Below are 22,394 nucleotides of genomic sequence, written 5' to 3' on the forward strand. Positions count from 1 at the left end.
TTAAGAAGTTGCAACTTCTTGGCGGGCCACCCGCCAGGTGCGGCATAAGGTGCTGTCCACAGAACCCGCTTGCGTCGTGCGGCGGCTATCGGTATAGAATTGACGTAAACGTAAAAGGGGCGCAGATCGCGCCTTTTGCGATATTTTGTTGAAACCACGATTGGAAGCACGCCCCCGCTTCCACTCAGGCGACGCAAGGTCCAGGACCGCGGCGCCACAGACGGGGAAAGCCAGTGACCATGAAACTCGTTTCGCCCGGCGAAGCCGCGGCCAATACCAATGATATATCGAACGAAGCCGGCGAGGACCTTGTCCGTATCGGCGAGATGGCCAAGAAATACGGCGTGACGCTGCGCACGTTGCGTTTCTACGAGGACAAGGGCCTTCTCAACCCGAAGCGCGACGGTGCGACCCGTCTCTACACGCGCCGCGACAAAGCAAGGCTGAAGCTGATCCTGCTCGGCCGCAAGGTCGGTTTCTCGCTGCGCGACGTCAAGCAGATGATGGATCTCTATGATCCCACCGGCTCCAACACCAAGCAGTTGCGGCTGGCACTCGACAAGTCGGAGAAGCAGCTTGCCCGCTTGCAGAAGCAGCGGTCGTTGATCGATGACGCCATCAACGAGCTGAGCGGCTCGATGTCGGCCGTGCGGCAGATGCTCGTAGAGCGCTCGACGCCGGCCAGCGCCGCCGGTTAATCCGGCGTCGTCCACTCCCGAACGGCTTTGTGACGGATGAGAGCCGCGTGGCCTGCCGCGCGGCTCTTCCTTTGTCCGTCCGCCTGCTTGTCGGCACAACGGCATTTCAAGCACGTTCCGTGCTGGCGCCCATGACATTGCCCCGCTACGCCTAGGTGCCCGCTGTCGAAGAAATTTTGTCGCAGCAAAAAATTGACGTTTACGCAAACGTCAATTTTTGCTATGCGAACTTCAACTTTGGTCCGCTTGCCGTGAACGGCTTGATTCCGGGCCAGGACCGCATGGTGGAGGAAACGCATGCCGATCTACAGGGCGCCTGTCCAGGACACGCTGTTCGTGCTCAACGAAGTGCTGGGCTACCAGCGCTATTCCAATCTTCCCGGATTTGCCGACGCGACGCCTGATGTGGTCGAAGCCATCCTCGCCGAAGGTGCGAAGCTCGCCGAAAACGTCATGCAGCCGCTCAACCGCGTCGGAGACATGGAAGGCTGCGTGCGCCATGCCGATGGCTCGGTGACGACGCCGAAAGGCTTCAAGGAGGCCTTCGACCAGTATCGCGAAGGCGGCTGGATGGGGTTGGCCGCACCGGTCGAGTTCGGCGGCCAGGGCCTGCCCTACGCGGTGCACACGGCGGTCGCCGAATATATGGTGTCGGCCAACATGTCGCTGATGATGTATCCCGGCCTGACGCAGGGCGCGATCGCGGCGATAATCACCCACGGCACCGACGAGCAGAAGACGACATGGCTGCCGAAGCTGGTCGAGGGGTCCTGGACCGGCACCATGAACCTGACCGAGCCGCATTGCGGCACCGATCTCGGCCTGCTGCGCAGCAAGGCTGTGTCGAATGGCGACGGCACCTACAAGATTTCTGGCCAGAAGATCTTCATCTCGGCCGGCGAGCACGATATGGCGGACAACATCGTCCATCTGGTGCTGGCCCGCATCGAGGGCGCGCCGGAAGGCGTGAAGGGCATTTCGCTGTTCATCGTGCCAAAACTCAAGCTCGACGCCTCGGGCAATCCGGGCGCAAGGAACACGGTCTCCTGCGGTTCGATCGAGGAGAAAATGGGCATCCACGGCAATTCGACCTGCGTCATGAATTATGACGAGGCGGAAGGCACGCTGCTCGGCGAGGCCAATGGCGGGCTGAAGGCCATGTTCACGATGATGAACGAGGCGCGGCTCGGCGTCGGCCTGCAAGGGCTTTCGCTGTCCGAGGTCGCCTACCAGAATGCCGTATCCTACGCCAAGGATCGCCTGCAGGGCCGCTCGCTGTCGGGCGCCAAGGCGCCGGACAAGAAGGCCGACCCGATCATCGTCCATCCCGACATCCGCCGCAGCCTGATGACCATGAAGGCCTTCAACGAGGCTGGCCGGGCGCTGGCGCTGTGGACGGCGATCAAGTCGGACATCGCCCACCGCGCCAGTGACGACAAGGACCGCCAAGCAGCCGACGATTACACCGGCCTGCTGACGCCGGTGATCAAGGGCGTGCTGACCGACAAGGGTTTCGACCACGCCGTCATGGCGCAGCAGGTGTTCGGCGGCCACGGCTACATCGAAGAGCACGGCATGAGCCAGTTCGTCCGCGATGCCCGCATCGCCATGATCTATGAAGGCGCCAACGGCATCCAGGCGCTCGACCTCGTCGGCCGCAAGCTCGGCCTCAATGGCGGCCGCGCCGTGCAGGCCTTTTTCAAGGACGTCGGCGAATTCTGCGAGGAAAACCGCACTGATGAAAAAATGGGGCCCTTCACAAAGGCGTTGAAGAAGGGCCTCAACGATCTGCAGGCGGCGACGATGTGGCTGGTGCAGAACGGCATGGCCAAGCCCGACAATGCCGGTGCGGCCTCGACCGACTACATGCATCTCTTCGGTCTGGTGGCGCTCGGCTACATGTGGGCGCAGATGGCCAAGGCGGCGCTCGGCAAGACCGGTGCCAATGGTGCCCAGTCGTTCTACGACAACAAGGTGGTGACGGCGCGCTTCTTCATGGAGCGGATCATGCCCGAGACATCGGCACATCTCGCCCGCATTTCCAGTGGCGCGGACACGCTAATGGCGCTGCCTGCGGAAGCGTTCTAGAAATGGCCGGCGTCCCCCTCCCCCTTGAGGGGGGGTGGCCCGAAGGGCCGGGAGGGGCCCTGCGTGCAGTGCGCCGGCCTCAACTCTGACGATGCGCTCTGGGAGGAGTATCATACCAGCATGACCAATCCCGCCGAAATCCTTGGCCTTCCGAAACCCGCCTGGGCCGCGGACGAGGTCGGCATGCTCTACGACATGGCGCACCGCTTCATGTTGGAAGAGATCTCGCCGCGCTACGACGAGTTCGAGAAGAACGAGATGGTCGACCGTGAAAGCTGGCTGAAGGCCGGTGCGGCCGGCCTGCTCTGCGCCTCGATGCCGGAGGAATATGGCGGCTCCGGCGGAACCTTCGCCCATGAGAGCGCCATCATCGAGGCGATCGGCCATGTCGGCGTCGACGGCTTCGGCATCGGCCTGCACAATTCGATCGTTGCCCCTTACATCCTCCACTACGGCTCGGAAGAGCAGAAGAAGAAGTGGCTGCCGAAACTGGCCACCGGTGAGCTGATCGGCGCCATCGCCATGACCGAGCCCGGCGCTGGCTCCGACCTGCAGGGCGTCAAGACACGCGCCGAGAAGGACGGCAACCAGTACAAGATCAACGGCTCCAAGACCTTCATCACCAACGGCCAACTGGCCAATTTCATCATCGTCGTCACCAAGACCGATCCGGCCAAGGGCGCCAAGGGCACCTCGCTGATCGTCGTCGAGACCGACGAGGTGGACGGCTTCGAACGCGGCCGCAACCTCGACAAGATCGGGCTCAAGGCCAACGACACGTCGGAACTGTTCTTCAACGACATGCGCGTGCCGACCTCGAATCTGCTCGGCCATGAGGAAGGCCAGGGTTTCGTCCAGCTGATGCAGCAATTGCCGCAGGAGCGGTTGCAGATCGGCACCGGCGCGATCGCCATGATCGAGCGGGCGCTGGCGCTGACCATCGACTACGTCAAGCAGCGCAAGGCCTTCGGCAAGGCGATCATCGATTTCCAGAACACCCAGTTCAAGCTCGCCGAACTGAAGACCGAGGCAACCATCGGCCGCGTCTTCTACAATGACTGTGTCGCCCGCCACATCGCTGGCGGCCTCGACCCGGTGACGGCCTCGATGGCCAAATACTGGCTCAGCGACCTGCAGGGCAAAGTCGTCGACGAATGCCTTCAATTGCATGGCGGCTATGGCTACATGAATGAATACCCGATCGCCCGCATGTTCCGCGACGCCCGCGTCCAGCGCATCTACGGCGGCACCAACGAGATCATGAAATTGCTGATCGGACGCTCTCTCTGAGCGACTGTCAGCAAACCCGAGGAGCAAGAAGATGACCGAGGCCTATGTCTATGACGCCGTGCGCACGCCGCGCGGCAAGGGCAAAAAGGATGGATCGCTGCACGAAGTGCCGGCGGTAAGGCTCGGCGCCAAGGTGCTGGAGGCGCTGCGCGACCGCAACGGGCTCGACACCGGCGCTGTTGACGACATCATCTTCGGCTGCGTCGATCCGGTCGGCGAGGCGGGTTCGGTCATTCCGCGCGCCGCTGCCTTTGAGGCCGGTTACGACACCAAGGCTCCCGGCATGCAGATCTCGCGCTTCTGCGCTTCCGGTCTCGACGCCATCAATTTCGGCGCCGCCAAGATCGCGCAAGGGGCGGACGAGATCGTCATCGCCGGCGGCGTCGAATCGATGTCGCGTGTCGGCATGGGCGCGTCCGGTGGCGCCTGGTTCATGGACCCCTCGGTCGGCCTGCCCGGCTGGTTCGTGCCGCAAGGCATCTCGGCCGACCTGATCGCCACCAAATACGGCTTTTCGCGTGACGACGTCGACGCCTATGCGGTCGAGAGCCAGAAGCGCGCTGCCAAGTCCTGGGCCGAGGGCCGCTTCAAGAATTCGGTGATCCCGATCAAGGACCAGAACGGCCTGACCATCCTCGACCATGACGAGCACATGCGGCCGTCGACCGACATGCAGTCGCTGGCAGCCCTCAACCCGTCCTTCGTCATGCCCGGCGAAATGGGCGGCTTCGACGCCGTCGCGGTGCAGAAGCACCCCGAGGTGGAAGAGGTCAACCACGTCCACCATGCCGGCAATTCGTCCGGCATCGTCGATGGCGCCGCCGCCATTCTGCTCGGCTCGAAGAAGGCCGGCAAGACCATGGGCCTGAAGCCGCGCGCCCGCATCCGGACTTTCGCCAACATCGGCTCGGAACCGGTGCTGATGCTGACCGGCCCGGTCGACGTCACCGAGAAGCTGTTGAAGCGCGCCAAGATGAAGATTTCGGACATCGACCTGTTCGAGCTCAACGAGGCCTTCGCCTCGGTGGTGCTGCGCTACATGCAGGCCTTCGATATCCCGCACGACAAGATCAACGTCAATGGCGGCGCCATCGCCATGGGTCATCCGCTCGGCGCCACCGGCGCGATGATTTTCGGCACGGTGCTGGACGAGTTGGAGCGGCGCAACCTGAACACCGCGCTGGTGACGCTGTGCATCGGCGCCGGCATGGGCACCGCAACGATCATCGAACGCGTCTGACGGGGAGAGAGACCAATGAGCTACACCAATTTCACCCTCGACACCGACGCCGACGGCATTGCCCTGGTTACCTGGAACATGCCTGACCGCTCGATGAACGTCTTCACCGAAGAGGTGATGAACGAGCTCGACAAGATCATCGATCAGGTGGTGGCCGACGCCGGCATCAAGGGCGCGGTGATCACCTCGGGCAAGGACAGCTTCTCCGGCGGCGCTGATCTGACCATGCTGCAGAAGATGCTGGGGGTCTTTGCAAAGGAGAAGACCAAGGACCCGGAGAAGGCGGCAAAGCTGCTGTTCGACAATGCCGGCCGCATGGGCGGCCTGTGGCGCAAGCTCGAAACATCAGGCAAGCCCTGGGTGTCGGCGATCAACGGCACTTGCATGGGCGGTGCCTTCGAACTGTCGCTGGCTTGCCATGGCCGTGTCGCGGCCGATAGCGACAAGGTCAAGATGGCCTTGCCGGAAGTCAAGGTCGGCATCTTCCCCGGCGCCGGCGGCACCCAGCGCGTGCCGCGGCTGACCGACCAGCAGCAGGCGCTGCAGATGCTCACCACCGGCCAGACCCTGTCGCCGCAGAAGGCCAAGGCGATGGGCCTGATCCACGAGATCGCCGAACCGGCCAAGCTGATCGAGACCGCCAAGGCGATGATCAAAAACGGCCTGAAGGCCGTCCAGCCCTGGGACGAGAAGGGCTTCAAGCTGCCCGGCGGCCCGGTCTATTCGGTGGCGGGCGCCAATCTGTGGCCGCCGGCCATCGCCATCCTGCGCCGCGAGACCTTTGGTAATTATCCGGCTGCGGCAGCGATCCTGAAATGCGTCTATGAAGGCCTGCTGGTGCCGTTCGACACCGGCCTGCGCATCGAGCAGCGCTATTTCACCGAGATCATGCAGACCAGGGAAGCGGCGGCGATGATCCGCTCGCTGTTCGTGTCGCTGCAGGAGCTGAACAAGGGCGCACGCCGCCCGGCTGGCGTGCCGGAAACCAGGTTCAAGAAGATCGGCATTCTTGGCGCCGGCTTCATGGGCGCCGGCATCGCCTATGTCACCGCCAAGGCCGGCATTCCGGTGGTGCTGCTCGACCGCGACATGGAGTCCGCCGCCAAGGGCAAGGCGCATTCGGAAAGCCTTGTAACGGACCAGGTGAAGAAGGGCCGCGCCAAGCCCGAGGAGAAGGACAGGCTTTTGTCGCTGATCACGCCAACGGCGGACTATGCCGACCTCGCCGGCTGTGACCTGGTGGTCGAGGCGGTGTTCGAGGATTCCGCCGTCAAGAAAAGCGCCACCGAACAGGCGGAAGCGGTGCTGAAGCCGGCTGCGATCTTCGCGTCAAATACGTCGACCATTCCGATCTCGTCGCTGGCCAGGAATTCGGCCCGGCCGAAGAATTTCATCGGCATTCATTTCTTCTCGCCGGTCGACAAGATGATGCTGGTCGAGATCATTTTGGGCAAGAAGACCGGCGACAAGGCGCTGGCCACCGCGATCGACTTCGTGCGCGCCATCAAGAAGACGCCGATCGTCGTCAACGACACGCGCGGCTTCTACGTCAACCGCTGCGTGCTGCGTTACATGTCGGAAGCCTACAAGATGCTGATCGAAGGCGTGCCGGCACCGATGATCGAGAACGCCGCCAAGGCGGCCGGCATGCCGGTCGGTCCCCTGGCTCTGACCGACGAAACCGCGATCGACCTTGCTCAGAAGATCATGAAGCAGACCATCAGGGATCTCGGCGATAAGGCCGTCGACCCGAAGCAGATGGCGCTGATCAACACCATGGTCGACACGCACGCCCGCTTCGGCCGCAAGAACGGCAAGGGCTTTTACGACTATCCGGCAAAGCCGGCCAAGAAGAAGCTTTGGCCGGGCCTCAGGGATCTCTACCCGCAGCTAGCGCCCGAAAAGGTCGACTATGAGGAGCTGCAGCAGCGGCTGCTGGTCACCATCGCGCTGGAAGCGGCCAGGGTGATGGAGGAAGGCATCGTCACCGATCCGCGCGAGGCCGATGTCGGCTCGATCCTCGCCTTCGGTTTTGCGCCCTTCACCGGCGGTGCGCTGTCCTACATCGACGGCATCGGCGCCAAGGAGTTCGTCAGGATCGCCAAAGGCCTGCAGAAGAAATACGGCGCCGAGTTCAAGGCGCCCAAGCTGCTGCTCGATATGGCCGAGAAGGGCGAGAGCTTCTACCAGCGCTTCGATCCCTACGCGAAGGGCGAGGCCAAGAAGGCGGCGTAGCGCCACCTTGCGCGGTAGACAAGGTGGCGGCCAGGAGCTAGAACAGGGAAGGTATTTTTTCCTGTTTTGAAGGAGAGCAAATTGCTCTCGCATGACCGCGTTTGGGCCGCCATCGACGCTCTGGCCGAGCGTTATTCGCTTTCGGCCTCGGGTCTGGCCAGGCGCGCGGGTCTTGATTCGACCGCCTTCAACAAGTCGAAGCGATTGTCCTCGGACGGGCGGCCGCGCTGGCCATCGACCGAATCGCTGGCCAAGATCATCGAGGCGACAGGTGCTTCGCTCGACGAATTCACAGGACTGGTCGAGGGCCGAAGCAAAGCCGGTTCAGGGTCGTTGCCCATGCAGCGGTCAGCGGTGCCACTGCTTGGCTTTGCCCAGGCCGGCGCCGGCGGTTTCTTCGACGATGCCGGCTTCCCGGCCGGGCAGGGCTGGGACCTGGTCGAGCTTCCGGCGCGGTCGACCGAGACGTCCTATGCGTTGAAGGTCCAGGGCGATTCCATGCTGCCGCTCTACCGCAACGGCGACGTGCTCATCGTCGAGCCGGGCGCTGCAACCCGCAAGGGCGATCGCGTCGTCGTTAAGACCAATGCCGGCGAGGTGATGGCCAAGGTGCTCGACCGCCAGACGGTGAAGTCGATCGTGCTGGTCTCGCTCAACCCCGACCATCCCGACCGCGACATCCCTCTGCACGATGTCGAATGGGTGGCGCGGATCGTCTGGGCAAGCCAGTAGGGTCGCCGGTGCGTCTGTTTCACTTTGTCATGGCTGTCCTGGCGATTCCGGCGATGGCCGCCATCGTTATCGCCGGCGGACGCGCCTTGCATCGCGACGAGAGCGTCGTCACCGTCGACCAAATTCAGGATGTCGACGTGGAGCCAGATGCGCCGGCCATTTCAGCCGTTCCCGATCCCCAGCCCGTGATCCATTCCAGGGCGATCGACCCCGAGGCCGTCGCGCCGCCGCCATTGCGTGCAGAGGAGCTCGTCAGGGTCGAGCCGCGCGCACCGCTGAGCGACCTGGCCTTGGCCGGACCGCCAAAGCCGAAAATGCCCGACGACTGGAACGGGACAAAGCTGTTCCAGCCGGTCGCGGCCGCCGCCGGCTTGATCGAGGCGAAGGGCTATTCGGTCGCGATTTCCGGCATCGACATCGTCAAGCAGGACGAAACGTGCACCGACGAGGGCAAATCCTGGGCCTGCGGCGTCCGCGCGCGGACGGCATTCCGCGCCTTTCTGCGCGGCAGGGCAGTGGTCTGCGCGGTGCCGCCGGAAGGCGGCCGCGATCTGATCGCCGCCGAGTGCCGCATCGGCAAGCAGGATGTCGGCCAATGGCTGGCCGAAAACGGCTGGGCCCGCGCGGTGGCGGGCGGCCCCTATGTCGAAGCAGGCGACAAGGCGCGCGCGGCAAAAAAGGGCGTCTTCGGCGCCGCCCCCAATCTGTCGGGCCTGGCTCCGGCACCTTCTGTCGTGATCGCACCGACAGAGGCGCAACCGATCCTCGATCCGTCGGCGACGACCGCTACGCCGCCAGTTGACCAGCCAGCGCCCGCTCAATGAGCGCGCGCGTCTCGGCAATGCCGTAGAGCGCGGCGAACGATCCGAAGCGCGGTCCGCGCTCCTGCCCGATCAGCACCTGGTAGATCATCTGGAAGAAAGCGCCCGATACGCCGGGGCCGCCATCCGGGCTCTTTTTGCTATGGTCCTGATAGCGCTCGATCTTGCGCGCAACGTTGAGCGAGGCGTTCTGGATCGCCTCGCCATCGGCGGCCGGCGGCAGTGCTGCGAGCGCCGTTGAGAGGTTCGTCAGTGCCTCGCGCTCGACATCGTCGGCGGCTCGGTACACCTTGGCCGGCTTCACGAAATCGTCGAAATAGCGGATCGCGTAGCCCGTCAGCCTGTCGAGCTCCGGATGCGTCTGCGGGGTCACGCCCGGCGCATGGCGCGAGATGAATCCCCACAACACGTCCTTGTTCTGGGCGTTGGAGGCGCTGACCAGATTGAGCAGCAGCGAGAACGGCACCGGCATGTCTGTCTTCGGCGGGTTGCCGTCATGCATGTGCCAGACCGGGTTGCCCAGCCGCTCCTTCCAATCCTGCCGGGGGTAAGCGGCGAGGAAGGTGTAATATTCGTCGACGGCCCGCGGGATGACGTCGAAATAGAGCTTCTTGGCCTGCCGCGGCCGCTGGTACATGTAGAGCCCGAGGCTCTCGGTCGGCGCATAGGCCAGCCACTGGTCGATGGTGATGCCGTTGCCCTTCGACTTCGAGATCTTCTGGCCGTTCTCGTCCAGGAACAGTTCGTAGACGAAATGCTCCGGCGCCCGCCCGCCCAGAATGTTGCAGATGCGGTCGTAGACCACCGCATTGGTCTGGTGGTCCTTGCCGAACATCTCGAAATCGACGCCGAGCGCTGCCCAACGCATGCCGAAATCCGGCTTCCATTGCAGCTTCACCCTGCCGCCTGTGATCGAAAGCGTGGTCTCGGTGCCGTCATCGTCGAAGGTGATGGTGCCGGCCTTGGCGTCGACATGCTTCATGGGGACGTAAAGCACGCGGCCACTTCTAGGCGAAATCGGCAGGAACGGGCTGTAGGTCGCCTGCCGCTCCGGCCCGAGCGTCGGCAGCATCACCGCCATGATCTGGTCGTAGCGCTCGGCAGCGCGCAGCAGCATCGCATCGAAACGGCCAGCCTTATAGTATTGCGTCGCGCTGGCGAATTCGTAGTCGAACCCGAACGTGTCGAGGAAGCGGCAAAGCATCACGTTGTTGTGGTCCGCGAAGCTCGCATAGTCGCCGCCGAAAGGATTGGGCACCGACGACAGCGGCTTGTGCAGATGCGGCTCGAGTGCTGCGCGATCCGGCACGTTGTCGGGGATCTTGCGCATGCCGTCCATGTCGTCGGAGAAGCACAAGAGCTTGGTCGCCACCTTGTCCTGCGTGATCACGCGAAAGGCATGGCGCACCATCGAGGTACGCGCCACTTCGCCGAACGTGCCGATATGCGGCAGACCCGAGGGGCCGTAGCCGGTCTCGAACAGCACGGTGTCGGGAAAGTCCGTGCCCTTGTAGCGCTCGACGATCTTTTTGGCTTCCTCGAACGGCCAGGCCTTGCTTTCGGCCGCTGCCGCAAGCACTTCGGGATTGAGATCGATGATGTTTGATCCCGCCATGTCACTGTTTTCCAAATCGTTCGCCGGTGCTAGCCGGAAGGTGGAGTTCAGCCCGGTCTCTAGGCGTGCATGGCCGGAGCGTCAACGATCCCGGCGCTTTTTCCTTGCGGCACCGATGCCGCCTTCCTACCTTCGAGGCCCGTTCGAGGAGTTTTTGAATGTCGTTGCCGACACCGCATGAAGCCCTGATCTACCTGATGGTCATCACCTCGGCCTCCGACCGTGACATGACCGATGTCGAACTGGCGCGGATCGGCGATGTCGTTCGCTCCTGGCCGGTGTTCGAGGATTTCAAGCAGGACCGGCTGATTGCCATTGCACAGGACTGCCAGAAGATGCTGCAGGAAAAGGATGGGTTGGAAGGCGTTCTCGAGCGTGTTGGTGAGGCACTGCCCGAACGCTTGCGCGACACCGCCTATGCCGCTGCCTTCGAAGTTGCGGCCGTCGATCTCGAAATGCGGCTGGAGGAGGTGCGGGTGCTGCAGCTCATCCGCCGCCAGCTCGATCTCGACACGCTGACCGTCGCGGCAATAGGCCGTGCCGCCAAGGCCCGCCTGCGCACGCTCACCTAAAGTCTCACTGACAGGGACTGCTGATATTCAGGTGAAGCCGGCCTGCGAACGGTGGTTTCCTGCGCTTCCGGTACTCACGTACCCAAAAGTACGCTCCGTTCCGGTTCTCGGAAACCGCCATTCTCGACTCGCCCTCACCTGAATATCAGCAGTCCCTAGAAGAAGCTGACCGGGAAGTAGCGCAGATAGAACTCGGCGAACGTGCCCTTTATGGAAATCTCCTGCAGGGCGTAGTCCATGGCCGCGGCCAGCGCCGGATCGCCGGCCCTGGTGGCGATGGCCATGCCCGAGCCCAGATATTCGGGCGCCAGATACGGGCCGCCGGCAAAGCGGCAGCAGCCTGCGGCGTCCGAGCCGCCCAGCCAGAAGGCAAAGCGCATGCCGTCGCCGAAGGCGGCGTCGATCTTGCCGGCCTTGAGGTCGCCGTAGAGCGCCTCCGGCCCGTCGAAAGGGACGACCTGAACGTTGCCGAAATAATCGCGCAACATGCGCTCATGCGCGGAGCCGGCGATGACGCCGACGCGCTTGCTGCGCAATTTGTCGAAGATCGGTTCCGCAAGGGCCTTGGTCTTCGGCATGATAAAGCGCGCCGGAAACTGCAGATAGGAGCGTGAGAAGCCGTATTTCGAGCGCGATTCCGGCGTCGCGGCGATGCCGGCGATAATCGCTTCGCCTTCGCCCTTCTGCAGCGCGCCCTCAAGCTCGGCCCACGGCAGTGCCTGGATCTGACATTTATCCGCGATGTCGAGTTCGGCGCAGATGGCTCGCGCCAGGTCGATATGGAAGCCGGACAGCCGGCCGGCGCCGTCGAGAAAGTTGAAGGGCGGAAAATCGGTGGTTGTAAGGAATCGCAGCCGCGGCAGCGCGGAAAGGTCAGGCTTCGGCAGCCGCTCCTTGGCGTCCCAAAGCACCGGCACCTGCGGCTCTGCGGCGCGCGCGATGCCGGCAAGCGATTGCGCCCCGATAAATATAAATATTGATGCCAGGGCGACGGATATCGACGGAAATGTCACGATAAAACTCCACCCGGTTCTGCCTCTTTCTTGGCTTTTGGTACGAAAACGGCGCAGGCACAACGCTTTTTGATTTAAATACGCCGATTTAGGGTTATGCTTTAGTGTATTTGCAAGTAGTTGCATGGCGTCGACTGGAGGGGGCAGTTGTTGGCACCACAAAAGGGGATGCAGCTTTGCAATCCGGGGTTGATGGCGAAGTGCCGTTTGGGCACGTACCATTGGTCCTAATATCGGGAGGCAACATGGGGTTGATGTTGCGATGGGCCATTTCGATCGCACACTGGAATACATAGATCAGCTGCAGCACGCCAACACGGCGGCCGCGGTCTGCGAAACGCTGCTTGGCGTGACCACGAACTACGGCCTCACGGCGTTGATGGCCGGTACGGTTCCGCAGCCAGGTACGCCGCGTGGCCAGCAAAAGGACCATGTGCTGCTCTGCGACTGGCCTGTAGAATGGCTGGAGCGCTATGTGTCGCGCAACTATGTCGATCATGATCCCGTCGTCAGCCACATGAAACAGCTTCAGGCGCCGTTCCAGTGGCGGGAAGCGGCTCAGGGCATTCGCATCGACAAGAGCAGCGGCGAGGTTATGGGCGACGCCAGCGAATTCAAGCTGCGCGACGGTTTGGCCTTCCCTTTGATCACCCTCGACGGCCAGATCGTCATGGTATCGCTCGGCGGCGAGGCCGTCGAATTGTCGGGCGCCGAGTTCGGCCTGGTGTCGCTGGTCTCGACCTATGCCATCGGCCGCGCCATGCAGCTCCACACCATGGCGGGCAAGACTATCGATCACATCGAGTTGACGCCGCGCGAGCGCGAATGCCTGCAATGGGCAGCCGTCGGCAAGTCCGAATGGGAGATTTCACAAATCCTCGGCATCTCGGAACACACCTCCGAGAAACACCTTCTTAACGCTAAAGGCAAACTCGGCGCCGTCAACCGGGTGCAAGCGGTCGCGGAGGCGATAAGGCGGGGCTACATTAGTTAGGTCGGCCGCGCCGACCTAGAAGATCCTGCCTACGTGATCACGTAATTTTCTTGCGAAAGCACGGCCGTATTTTCCTCTTGAACCCAGGAGAAGACGGATGCTTTTTGCCCTTACCACCCAGGAATTGATGGAACGTCCCGACCTTTGGGAGGCGGTTCATCGTCTACGCTACCAGGTCTTCGTCGAGGAAATGGGATGGACCGATCTGAAGCGCCCGGACGGGCTCGAGGTCGACCAGTTCGACCACGACGAAGCGGTGCATCAGATCGTCATCCGCAATGGCGAGCTCGCCGGTTATCAAAGGATGCTGCCGACGACGCGGGCGCACCTGCTGACCGAGGTGCTGACGGATCTTTTTGAAGGAACGCCGCCTTCCGGGCCCAATGTCTACGAGCTGACCCGCTATGCGGTAGCGCCCGGTTTTCGCGATGGCCGGCGCGGCGTATCGACGGTCGGCACCGAGCTGATCGCCGGCTTCGTCGAGTGGGGGCTGAAGCGCAACGTCAATCAGGTGATCATCGAATTCGAGCCGATGTGGGTCCTACGGGCTTTGCAGCTGCATTTCCTGGCAACGCCGCTTGGCTACCAGCGCACCTATGGCAACCAGCAGGTCGTCGCCACCCTGCTCACCTTCAATCAGCACACGCTTGATGTGGTGCGTTCGCGTCGCAATCATTTCGCGCCGGTGCTGGCCAGGGGCTATCCCGACAGGCTCGGCTTGAGGCAGGCGTCGTGACAGTTGATAGTACCGTGAGAGTGGAGAGTGTAATGAGTATCCATCCCCAAACCGAGTTCCGCAACCATACGCTGATCGTCACGGTGTCTTCGGATGACGGCCGCCCGGTGCTGGACAGGCGGGCCTATGAAAGCCTGGCCAGGACCTTCCACGAGGCTGCAGTCGACGACGAGGTGCGCGTCGTGGTGCTGCGCGGCCTGGCTGGCTGCTTCTGCCTTGGCGGCGACTTCTCCGAATTCCTCGATGCCACCAAGCATCAGCTGCTGATCGCCGCCGTAACCGACATGTTCCGCACGCTGGCGACGTTTCCCAAACCGATCCTTGCCTGTGTCGATGGCGATGCCGTCGGTGTCGGCTGCACCATCCTGTTCCACTGCGACATGGTGATCGCGTCGGGCAAGAGCACGTTCCGGGTGCCGTTTGTCGATTTCGGCCTGGTGCCAGACGCGGCGACCAGCATCCTGGCGCCGCAAAAGCTTGGCTACGCCGGCGCTTTCCGGTTTTTTTGCCTGGGCGACACGCTGGGCGTCGACGATGCCAAGGCGCTCGGTCTCGTCGCCGAGATCGTGGTGGATGGCAGCGTCGAGGACGCAGCCCTTGCCAGGGCAAGGCAGCTTGCCAAGAAGCCGGTCGCCGCTCTGTTGCAGACGCGTGGCCTGCTGAGGGGTGACACAGCCGCGCTCTGCGACCGCATCGACCAGGAGATTTCGCTGTTCCAGCAGGCGCTGCAGGACGACACCACGCTGCGGCGGCTGCAGCGGATCGCCCGGCTGGTGGCATAGCCGTCCCGGCGACGGCACGGTTCAATCCAGCACAGAAGCAGCCCTGTCCCGATAGTATCGGGACGGGCCAGACCTAGAGCATGATCCCGAAAAGTGGAATCCGGTTTTCGGAAAAGATCATGCTCCAACAAAGAGATAGAGCCTATTTTTTCAGGAAGGACGTTCCTTCGCCGACGATCTTCTTGTCTTCCTTGCCGATGACATCGAGATCGCGGCCGTCATAAGGCAGTGACAACAGGATGCGGCGCATGACGGCCAGCCGCGCGCGCCGTTTGTCGTTGGCCCGCACGATGATCCAGGGCGCGAATTCCTTGTGCGTGCGTTCGACCATGAGATCGCGCGCCTTGGTGTAGTCGTCCCATTTGGTGATGCCGGCAACGTCGATCGGCGAGAACTTCCAGTTCTTCAAGGGGCTCCAGCGGCGGTCGTGAAACCGTTCGAGCTGGGTTTCCCGGCCGATGTTCAGCCAGAATTTGAAGAAATGGATGCCCTCGTTGGAGATCATCCGCTCGAAATGCGGCGTCTCGTCGAGGAATTTCTCATGCTGCTCTGGCGTGCAGAAGCCCATCACCGGCTCGACGCCGCCGCGATTGTACCAGGAGCGGTCGAAGGTGACGAACTCGCCCGCTGTCGGGAAATGGTCGACATAACGTTGGTAATACCACTGCCCGACCTCGGTCGGCGTCGGCTTGGTCAGCGCCACGTTGCGCGCGGTTCGAGGGTTCATGTACTGGCGCAGCACGAAGATGGTGCCGCCCTTGCCAGCGGCATCGCGGCCCTCGAACAGCGCCACCACCCGCTTGCCCGTCGATTGCAGCCATGCCTGCGCCTTGACCAGCTCGATCTGCAGCAATTCGAGGGTTTTGTCGTACTCATCGCCTTTCATTTTCTTGTCGTAGGGGAAGCCGCCGGCGGTCAGCTTGTGATCCTCGACCCAGTCCGGAAGCTCCGGATTCTCGATATCGAACTCGCGCTCCTTGCCGTCGATCGTGATCTTCAGCGGACCCGCTGCGGGTGCAGCGGCCGTTTCCTTGGTATTTTTCATCGAGACGAACCTTTTCAGCTTCCGGACTCATGCTATGGGGAGCCTCTAGGCCGGTCCAGCGGAAGTTTCCAGCCGGCCGACTGAGTGCAAGGGCACGGGGCGCAGGCGCGAATGGCCGACTTGGGCGCAGAGCAGAAAGGCACGGCGCAAGCCGTCGCTATCAGGCTGTGGAACAGCCGCTGGCTGCTTGCCGCAGGGATCGTCGCGGTCCTGGCCGTCTACGGTTTCGCCGGCATGTCCGGCTATGTCGTCCTGCTGGCATGTGCCGTGCTGCTTGCCGCTGCGATGCTGCCAACCGAGGCCACGCGCCAGTCCGCCGAGAGCGCCGCCGCAATCGAGGCGATCGGGTTGCAGCGGCTTTCCGGCGAGTATCTCGCCGCCGCCGTTGCCGATCCGTTGATCATTTTCGACCGCACCGCCACCATCGTCCACGCCAATGCCGCCGCCTTTGCCGCCTTTGGCGGCATCGCGCCGGGCATGTCGCTGTCGCTAAAGTTCCGCGCCCCCGAAATGCAGGCCTTGCTCGACGGCGTCCTGTCGGGGAACGTCGCCTCCGATGTCGTCGACTACACCGAAAAGCTGCCGGTGGAACGGACCTATCGGGTGAGCGCGTCTTCGGTCGGCCACGCCACCGATCTCTATGTGCTGGTGTTCAAGGACCAGAGCGAGGCCCGCCGGATCGACCGCATGCGCGCCGACTTCATCGCCAATGCCAGCCATGAACTGCGCACGCCACTGGCCTCGATCTCGGGTTTCATCGAGACGCTGCGCGGGCCGGCCCGCAACGACCCGGCGGCGCGCGAGCAGTTCCTGCAGATCATGCAGAGCCAGACCGGCCGCATGGCGCGCCTGATCGACGATTTGTTGTCGCTGTCGCGGCTGGAAATGAAGCCCTATCTGGCGCCGGGAACCGAGGTCGATCTGCGCCAGACCATCGACAGCGTCATCGATTCGCTTGGGCCTCTCGCCCGGGAGAATGGCATCGTCATCGAGCGGGCGTTTGCCGAAGGGCCGCTGGACGTGCCCGGCGACCGGGACGAGCTGTTTCAGGTCTTCGAAAACCTGCTGGAAAACGCCTGCAAATACGGACAATCGGGCGGGTGCGTCACAGTGTCGATCGCGCGCACCGATACCGGTTCCGAACCTGGCATCGATGTCACCATCACGGATTTTGGTCCCGGCATTCCCGAGGAACACATTCCACGCATCACCGAGCGCTTCTATCGTGTCGATGTCGAGAACAGCCGGACCCAGAAGGGCACCGGCCTGGGCCTGTCCATCGTCAAGCACATCCTGACACGCCACAACGCCAGGCTTTCGATCAAGTCGGAAGTCGGTAAGGGCGCGGCGTTCACCGTTCATTTGCCGGCTCGCTGACGCGATACTATGTACTAACGGTTCATTTCTTTTTTCTGTCATCCGGCTAGCGTATCAGCGGAGGATTCGAGGAAGCGACTCAAGGCCACAGATCCCGGAAAGGCATTTCGTCCATGCAGTCCGTGCATATCGTCAGCGCCTACGACGAAGAGCTGAAATACCTGTCGAAGCGCATCGCTGCGATGGGCGGGCATGCCGAACGCATGGTCGAACAGGCGATCTCGGCCCTGGTCAATGCCGATCCCGGCCTCGCCCAGAAAGTCATCCGCGACGACATCGTGCTCGATGAAGGGCAGCGCGAGATCGATGACAAGGCCATCGTCATCATCGCCAAGCGCCAGCCGATGGCAACCGACCTGCGCGAGATCGTCGGCGCGATCCGTATCTCGGCCGACCTCGAACGGGTCGGCGATCTCGGCAAGAATGTCGCCAAGCGGGTGGTCGCCGTTATCGACGGGCGCCAGCCGACCAGCCTGTTCCGCGGCCTCGAGGCGCTGGCCGACCTTGCTTTGACGCAGCTCAAGGAAGTGCTCGACGTCTATGCGTCGCGCTCGGTGGAAAAGATCGGCTTCGTGCGCGACCGTGACGACCAGATCGATGCCATGTACACCTCGCTGTTTCGCGAATTGCTGACCTACATGATGGAAGACCCGCGCAACATCACGCCGTGCACGCATCTCCTGTTTTGCGCCAAGAACATCGAGCGGATCGGCGACCATGCCACCAACATCGCCGAGACGATCTACTACATCGTCACTGGCGACCAGATGCCGGCAGAGCGGCCGAAAGGCGACAAGACCGACAAGATCGGTGCTCCCGCAACGCTACCGGGGAAGTGAACGGTCGCCACTCGAACGCTTCATCCTATTGCGCTAAACTATCCGGACGTTAAGCTTGTCGTTCTCTGGTGAAGGCCATGCTTTCAGGAGGCCGCGATGGAATATGTTCGAGAGTTTGCTCCAGCACCGCCAACGGCGGGCATCATCGCTTCCAGCGTCTATCAGGCAGGCCGGCGTGTCGCCGACATTCCCATCGAGGAAGCCGGCGAATGGGCCAAGAAGTCCGGCCACGTCGTCTGGATCGGCCTGCTCGAACCCGACCGCAACCTGTTGCTGCGCGTCCAGGCGCAATTTCATCTGCATGAACTGGCGATCGAGGATGCCGAGCATCCGCACCAGCGGCCGAAGATCGAGCAATATGGCGACGCCTTGTTCATCGTTGCCCGCACCGCCCAGCTGATCGACGGCCGCGTCACCTTCGGTGAGACGCACCTGTTCGTCGGCTCAGGCTATATCGTCAGCGTCAGGCACGGTCCGTCGACCTCCTATGCCGCCGTTCGCCAGCATTGGGAGAGCTGCCCGCATTCGCTGGCCAAGGGCGAGGATTTCGTCCTCTACGCCATTCTCGATTTCATCGTCGACAATTACATGCCCGTGCTCGAGCAGATCGAGGACGAGGTCGAGGTGATCGAGGACAGGGTTCTGCTGAAGCCGATGACCGGTCCCGACATTGAGCGGCTCTATATGCTGCGCCGCGATCTGTTGCGCCTGCGCAATGCGGCATTGCCGCTGGTGGAAGTCTGCCGCCGCTTGACCAGCGCCGACCTGCCGCAGATCCACACCGCCATGCACCCGCTGTTTCGCGACGTCACCGACCACATCCGCACCGTTCAGGAGAAGATCGACAGTTTGCGGGAGGTGCTGGCCTTCGCCTTCGAGGCCAGCCTGCTGGTCGGCCAAAGCCAGGAAACGGCGATCTCCAAGAAGCTCGCTTCATGGGCCGCCATCCTGGCGGTGCCGACCGCGTTCGCCGGCATTTACGGCATGAATTTCAACGATATGCCGGAGCTGAAGATGGAATACGGCTACCCGGTGGTGTTGGCGACAATCGCCCTGATCTGCTCGTTCCTGTACTGGCGGTTTCGCAAGAACGGCTGGCTGTGAAAGAAAGCGAGTAGGGAATGGGGAGTAGCGAATAGGAAAAAACGGAGTTGCCTTGTCGCGGAGGCTCAATCCATTTCTATTCGCTATTCGCTATTCGCTATTCGCTATTCGCTATTCGCTATTCGCTATTCGCTATTCGCTATTCGCTATTCGCTATTCGCTCAGCGGCTCCGCCGCCGTTCCGAAGCCGGCTGGAACGCCACCCGCGCATGGTACTTGCAATAGGGGCCGGTTTCGGCGGCATCGTTGCCGCAGAAATGGAAATCCTCCGAAAGCGGATCGCCATTCGGCCATTTGCAGGTGCGCTCGGTCAGTTCGACGAGCTGCAGATGCCGCGAGATCGGCAGGACGACGTTCTCGACCGGGCGGATGTAGTGGCGCGCCACCGGTTCGGCATCGAACTGCGTCTGCAGCGCGTTTGCGCCGATCGAGGTGGTGACATGGCGCTGGGCACTTGCAGCGCGCGAAACCGATTTCTGGACGGTCGATCCCTGCACCGCCTTCTTCTGGCGCGCCGGCGTTGCGGTCGAGCGTCCGCGGCCCGACAGCTTCAGCCGGTGCACCTTGCCGATGACCGCGTTACGGCTGACCCCACCAAGCTGTGCGGCAATCTGGCTGGCGCTCAGACCCTCCGACCACAATTTCCTGAGAAGTTCGACCCGCTCGTCAGTCCAGTTCATGAGACCGCGCTCCTGCTAAGCGTGCGGCAATCGGAATCCATTCCCGACCCGGCAACCTTTGCCGGGGCAGACACCACATATATTAGGTGATTAGGTCCGCCGCACGAAATCTAGTTATTTCCCGACTACAATTACCTCATGTGTTGACTCGGTGACAAGAGTCCCAAGGGCAACACGAATCGGTTTTTTAGGTTTTCCCCAACTTGCCCGGTCGCTTATGAGCCGGCATCTCGTCGGGGGGCTTGCCGCGCGCCTTTGCACGACGTTTTCGTTGACTTCATGGCCGAAAAACACGATAAGCCGCAAAGGCCGCCGCTTGGGCGGCTTTTTTGATTTTCCGGTTCCGGAGACGCATATAATGAGCGGTTCGGCGCTTTTCGAGACCTTTGCTCGCGCACCCCTGGCTTTCGACCACGGGGAAGGCACATGGCTGGTCACTGACAAGGGCGAGCGATATCTCGATTTTGCCGGCGGTATCGCCGTGAATTCGCTCGGCCACAGCCATCCGCACCTGGTCGCCGCGCTCACCGAGCAAGCAGCCAAGCTCTGGCATGTCTCCAACCTCTACGAGATTCCGGCGCAGAGTCGGCTTGGCGAGCGACTGGCCGACGCCACTTTCGCCGACAAGGTGTTCTTCACCAATTCCGGCGCCGAGGCGCTGGAATGCGCCATCAAGACGGCGCGGCGCTATCAATTCGTCAACGGCCATCCCGAGCGCTTTCGCGTCATTACCTTCGAAGGCGCCTTCCATGGCCGCACCCTGGCGACCATCGCCGCCGGCGGCCAGTATAAATATCTGGAAGGCTTTGGGCCCAAGGTCGAAGGTTTCGACCAGGTCGGCTTCGACGACATCGACGCCGCCGAAAAGGCAATCACGCCGGAGACCGCCGCGATCCTGATCGAGCCGGTGCAGGGCGAGGGCGGTATCCGCCCGGTGCCGACGCAGTCGCTGAAGCGGCTGCGGCAGCTGTGCGAGCAGCACGGCCTGCTCTTGATCTTCGACGAGGTTCAGTGCGGCATCGGCCGCACCGGAAAGCTGTTCGCCCATGAATGGGCGGGCGTCACTCCCGACCTGATGGCGATTGCCAAGGGCATTGGCGGCGGCTTCCCGATGGGCGCTTGCCTTGCGACTAACGAGGCCGCGGTCGGCATGACCGCTGGCGTGCACGGAACCACCTTCGGCGGCAATCCGCTGGCCATGGCGGTCGGCAACGCCGTGCTCGACGTGGTGCTGGAAGACGGCTTCCTCGAGGACGTCCAGCGCAAGGCGCTGCTGATGAAGCAGGGGCTGGCGAGTGTCGCCGACGAATTCCCCGATGTCATCGAAGGCATCAGGGGCACCGGGCTGATGCTCGGCCTCAAATGCGCGATGCCCAACACCAAGGTCAACATGGCCTTGCGCGACCAGCATCTGCTGGCGGTGCCCGCCGGCGACAACGTCATTCGCCTGCTGCCGCCGCTTACCGTCACCGACGCCGAGATCCACGAGGCGCTCGACCGCATCCGCGCCGGTGCCCGGGGCCTGGCCGACGCCATCGCCGCGGCTGCCGCGAAGTAATCCCGGAACCATTCCTGATGTCACTTCGCCATTTCACCGATCTTTCCGCCGTTTCCGAAGGCGATCTGCGCTTCATGCTGGACGACGCGGTGCTGCGAAAGGCCAGGCTCAAGGCCGGCGAGCGGACAAAGCCGCTCGAAGGCAAGGTGCTGGCGATGATCTTCGACAAGCCGTCGACGCGCACGCGCGTGTCGTTTGACGTCGGCATGCGCCAGCTTGGCGGCGAGACCATCATGCTGACCGGCACCGAGATGCAACTAGGCCGCTCCGAAACCATCGCCGACACCGCCAAGGTGCTGTCGCGCTATGTCGATGCGATCATGATCCGCACCACCTCGCATGAGCGGCTGCTTGAATTGACCGAGAACGCAACGATCCCCGTCATCAACGGGCTGACCGACGACACCCACCCTTGCCAGCTGATGGCCGACATCATGACCTTCGAGGAGCATCGTGGTCCGGTGGCCGGCAAGACCATCGCCTGGACCGGCGACGGCAACAATGTGCTGCATTCGCTGCTCGAGGCCTCGGCGCGGTTCCAGTTCAACCTGAATGTCGCCGTGCCCGAGGGCAGCGAGCCGGCGCAGAAACATATCGACTGGTCGAAGGCGCATGGCGGCAAGCTGAGCTTCACCCGCTCGCCCGAGGAAGCCGTGCATGAGGCCGATTGCATCGTCACCGACTGCTGGGTGTCGATGGGTCAGGAACATCGCGCCCGCGGTCACAATGTGTTCTCGCCCTATCAGGTCAATGCAGCCCTGATGGCGAAGGCCAAGCCGGACGCCCTGTTCATGCACTGCTTGCCGGCGCATCGCGGCGAGGAGGTGACCGACGAGGTCATCGACGGACCGCATTCGGTGGTCTTCGACGAGGCCGAGAACCGGCTTCACGCCCAGAAGGCCGTGCTCGCCTGGTGCTTGGGCGCTTGATGTGTCTGGGCGCTTGATCTGGGGCGGCGCGATGCCTATCTGCGCC

At 62.7% G+C, this 22,394-nt stretch carries 20 protein-coding genes; 16 read left to right on the top strand and 4 right to left on the bottom strand.

The window, feature by feature from the left end; translation table 11 throughout:
* The first annotated feature begins 239 nt into the window (after positions 1-239).
* The 7 genes from AC1DVW_RS08460 (at position 240) to AC1DVW_RS08490 (ending at position 9,107) form a co-directional block, all read left to right on the top strand.
* Positions 240-698 (top strand): MerR family transcriptional regulator, encoded by a 459-nt coding sequence (locus AC1DVW_RS08460; RefSeq protein WP_477241713.1) that lies wholly within the window; start codon positions 240-242, stop codon positions 696-698.
* Positions 699-995: 297 nt separating this feature from the next.
* Positions 996-2,786, top strand: a complete 1,791-nt coding sequence (locus AC1DVW_RS08465; protein WP_477322350.1) for an acyl-CoA dehydrogenase — start codon at positions 996-998, stop codon at positions 2,784-2,786.
* Positions 2,787-2,906: 120 nt separating this feature from the next.
* The gene (locus AC1DVW_RS08470; protein WP_477322352.1) at positions 2,907-4,076 is read left to right on the top strand and encodes an acyl-CoA dehydrogenase family protein; all 1,170 of its coding nucleotides are present in this window, start codon (positions 2,907-2,909) and stop codon (positions 4,074-4,076) included.
* A 31-nt stretch (positions 4,077-4,107) separates the two neighbouring features.
* Complete coding sequence (locus AC1DVW_RS08475; RefSeq protein WP_477322354.1) at positions 4,108-5,316, top strand: acetyl-CoA C-acetyltransferase; 1,209 nt, start codon at positions 4,108-4,110, stop codon at positions 5,314-5,316.
* Positions 5,317-5,331: 15 nt separating this feature from the next.
* Positions 5,332-7,551 (top strand): 3-hydroxyacyl-CoA dehydrogenase NAD-binding domain-containing protein, encoded by a 2,220-nt coding sequence (locus tag AC1DVW_RS08480; RefSeq protein WP_477322356.1) that lies wholly within the window; start codon positions 5,332-5,334, stop codon positions 7,549-7,551.
* 81 nt (positions 7,552-7,632) lie between these two features.
* Complete coding sequence (locus AC1DVW_RS08485; RefSeq protein WP_477322358.1) at positions 7,633-8,283, top strand: S24 family peptidase; 651 nt, start codon at positions 7,633-7,635, stop codon at positions 8,281-8,283.
* Between the two features lie 8 nt (positions 8,284-8,291).
* A complete protein-coding gene (locus tag AC1DVW_RS08490; RefSeq protein WP_477241894.1) occupies positions 8,292-9,107 on the top strand; it encodes a thermonuclease family protein in 816 nt (271 codons plus the stop codon).
* Here AC1DVW_RS08490 and AC1DVW_RS08495 read toward each other — a convergent pair.
* The gene (locus tag AC1DVW_RS08495; protein ID WP_477241725.1) at positions 9,070-10,719 is read right to left on the bottom strand and encodes a lysine--tRNA ligase; all 1,650 of its coding nucleotides are present in this window, start codon (positions 10,717-10,719) and stop codon (positions 9,070-9,072) included. The two genes, AC1DVW_RS08490 and AC1DVW_RS08495, sit on opposite strands and share 38 nt — an antisense overlap.
* A gap of 158 nt (positions 10,720-10,877) precedes the next feature.
* On the opposite strand from AC1DVW_RS08495, the gene AC1DVW_RS08500 reads away from it, so the two are divergent.
* On the top strand, positions 10,878-11,291 hold the full coding sequence (locus tag AC1DVW_RS08500; RefSeq protein ID WP_477241727.1) for a tellurite resistance TerB family protein: 414 nt from the start codon (positions 10,878-10,880) through the stop codon (positions 11,289-11,291).
* Positions 11,292-11,446: 155 nt separating this feature from the next.
* Here the strand turns inward: AC1DVW_RS08500 and AC1DVW_RS08505 are convergent, their stop codons facing one another.
* On the bottom strand, positions 11,447-12,289 hold the full coding sequence (locus AC1DVW_RS08505; RefSeq protein ID WP_477241896.1) for a transporter substrate-binding domain-containing protein: 843 nt from the start codon (positions 12,287-12,289) through the stop codon (positions 11,447-11,449).
* 277 nt (positions 12,290-12,566) lie between these two features.
* Between AC1DVW_RS08505 and AC1DVW_RS08510 the strand changes: the two genes are divergently transcribed.
* From AC1DVW_RS08510 to AC1DVW_RS08520, 3 genes are all read left to right on the top strand, one after another.
* On the top strand, positions 12,567-13,298 hold the full coding sequence (locus AC1DVW_RS08510; protein ID WP_477241729.1) for a helix-turn-helix transcriptional regulator: 732 nt from the start codon (positions 12,567-12,569) through the stop codon (positions 13,296-13,298).
* A 97-nt stretch (positions 13,299-13,395) separates the two neighbouring features.
* A complete protein-coding gene (locus AC1DVW_RS08515; protein ID WP_477241731.1) occupies positions 13,396-14,034 on the top strand; it encodes an acyl-homoserine-lactone synthase in 639 nt (212 codons plus the stop codon).
* A gap of 32 nt (positions 14,035-14,066) precedes the next feature.
* Positions 14,067-14,816, top strand: coding sequence for an enoyl-CoA hydratase-related protein (locus AC1DVW_RS08520; protein ID WP_477241733.1), 750 nt, complete (start codon positions 14,067-14,069; stop codon positions 14,814-14,816).
* A gap of 142 nt (positions 14,817-14,958) precedes the next feature.
* Here AC1DVW_RS08520 and ppk2 read toward each other — a convergent pair whose 3' ends face one another.
* Positions 14,959-15,861, bottom strand: coding sequence for a polyphosphate kinase 2 (gene ppk2, locus AC1DVW_RS08525; protein ID WP_477322360.1), 903 nt, complete (start codon positions 15,859-15,861; stop codon positions 14,959-14,961).
* Positions 15,862-15,972: 111 nt separating this feature from the next.
* Here ppk2 and AC1DVW_RS08530 point away from each other — a divergent pair, with 111 nt between their 5' ends.
* The 3 genes from AC1DVW_RS08530 to AC1DVW_RS08540 all read left to right on the top strand — a co-directional run bounded on the left by AC1DVW_RS08530 (position 15,973) and on the right by AC1DVW_RS08540 (position 19,181).
* Entirely contained in the window at positions 15,973-17,238 is a 1,266-nt protein-coding gene (locus AC1DVW_RS08530; protein ID WP_477322362.1) for an ATP-binding protein, read from the top strand.
* Between the two features lie 113 nt (positions 17,239-17,351).
* Positions 17,352-18,077 (top strand): phosphate signaling complex protein PhoU, encoded by a 726-nt coding sequence (phoU, locus tag AC1DVW_RS08535; protein ID WP_477241739.1) that lies wholly within the window; start codon positions 17,352-17,354, stop codon positions 18,075-18,077.
* Positions 18,078-18,173: 96 nt separating this feature from the next.
* On the top strand, positions 18,174-19,181 hold the full coding sequence (locus AC1DVW_RS08540) for a magnesium and cobalt transport protein CorA (RefSeq protein WP_477241742.1): 1,008 nt from the start codon (positions 18,174-18,176) through the stop codon (positions 19,179-19,181).
* Positions 19,182-19,342: 161 nt separating this feature from the next.
* Here AC1DVW_RS08540 and AC1DVW_RS08545 read toward each other — a convergent pair whose 3' ends face one another.
* Positions 19,343-19,861: a GcrA family cell cycle regulator gene (locus AC1DVW_RS08545; RefSeq protein WP_477241744.1), complete on the bottom strand. Its 519-nt coding sequence runs from the start codon at positions 19,859-19,861 to the stop codon at positions 19,343-19,345.
* Between the two features lie 358 nt (positions 19,862-20,219).
* Between AC1DVW_RS08545 and AC1DVW_RS08550 the strand changes: the two genes are divergently transcribed.
* Positions 20,220-21,419, top strand: a complete 1,200-nt coding sequence (locus tag AC1DVW_RS08550) for an acetylornithine transaminase (RefSeq protein ID WP_477241746.1) — start codon at positions 20,220-20,222, stop codon at positions 21,417-21,419.
* Between the two features lie 17 nt (positions 21,420-21,436).
* On the top strand, positions 21,437-22,348 hold the full coding sequence (argF, locus tag AC1DVW_RS08555; RefSeq protein ID WP_477241748.1) for an ornithine carbamoyltransferase: 912 nt from the start codon (positions 21,437-21,439) through the stop codon (positions 22,346-22,348).
* Positions 22,349-22,394: the final 46 nt, after the last annotated feature.

Source organism: Mesorhizobium sp. P3_B5 (genome assembly GCF_056402815.1).

Excerpts from the sequence above, each read along its gene's own strand:
- AC1DVW_RS08460 (WP_477241713.1), top strand. The coding sequence starts at position 240 with ATGAAACTCGTTTCGCCCGGCGAAGCCGCGGCCAATACCAATGATATA.
- AC1DVW_RS08465 (WP_477322350.1), top strand. The coding sequence starts at position 996 with ATGCCGATCTACAGGGCGCCTGTCCAGGACACGCTGTTCGTGCTCAAC.
- AC1DVW_RS08470 (WP_477322352.1), top strand. The coding sequence starts at position 2,907 with ATGACCAATCCCGCCGAAATCCTTGGCCTTCCGAAACCCGCCTGGGCC.
- AC1DVW_RS08475 (WP_477322354.1), top strand. The coding sequence starts at position 4,108 with ATGACCGAGGCCTATGTCTATGACGCCGTGCGCACGCCGCGCGGCAAG.
- AC1DVW_RS08480 (WP_477322356.1), top strand. The coding sequence starts at position 5,332 with ATGAGCTACACCAATTTCACCCTCGACACCGACGCCGACGGCATTGCC.
- AC1DVW_RS08495 (WP_477241725.1), bottom strand. The coding sequence starts at position 10,719 with ATGGCGGGATCAAACATCATCGATCTCAATCCCGAAGTGCTTGCGGCA.
- AC1DVW_RS08500 (WP_477241727.1), top strand. The coding sequence starts at position 10,878 with ATGTCGTTGCCGACACCGCATGAAGCCCTGATCTACCTGATGGTCATC.
- AC1DVW_RS08510 (WP_477241729.1), top strand. The coding sequence starts at position 12,567 with ATGGGCCATTTCGATCGCACACTGGAATACATAGATCAGCTGCAGCAC.
- AC1DVW_RS08515 (WP_477241731.1), top strand. The coding sequence starts at position 13,396 with ATGCTTTTTGCCCTTACCACCCAGGAATTGATGGAACGTCCCGACCTT.
- AC1DVW_RS08520 (WP_477241733.1), top strand. The coding sequence starts at position 14,067 with ATGAGTATCCATCCCCAAACCGAGTTCCGCAACCATACGCTGATCGTC.
- ppk2 (WP_477322360.1), bottom strand. The coding sequence starts at position 15,861 with ATGAAAAATACCAAGGAAACGGCCGCTGCACCCGCAGCGGGTCCGCTG.
- AC1DVW_RS08530 (WP_477322362.1), top strand. The coding sequence starts at position 15,973 with ATGGCCGACTTGGGCGCAGAGCAGAAAGGCACGGCGCAAGCCGTCGCT.
- phoU (WP_477241739.1), top strand. The coding sequence starts at position 17,352 with ATGCAGTCCGTGCATATCGTCAGCGCCTACGACGAAGAGCTGAAATAC.
- AC1DVW_RS08540 (WP_477241742.1), top strand. The coding sequence starts at position 18,174 with ATGGAATATGTTCGAGAGTTTGCTCCAGCACCGCCAACGGCGGGCATC.
- AC1DVW_RS08545 (WP_477241744.1), bottom strand. The coding sequence starts at position 19,861 with ATGAACTGGACTGACGAGCGGGTCGAACTTCTCAGGAAATTGTGGTCG.
- AC1DVW_RS08550 (WP_477241746.1), top strand. The coding sequence starts at position 20,220 with ATGAGCGGTTCGGCGCTTTTCGAGACCTTTGCTCGCGCACCCCTGGCT.
- argF (WP_477241748.1), top strand. The coding sequence starts at position 21,437 with ATGTCACTTCGCCATTTCACCGATCTTTCCGCCGTTTCCGAAGGCGAT.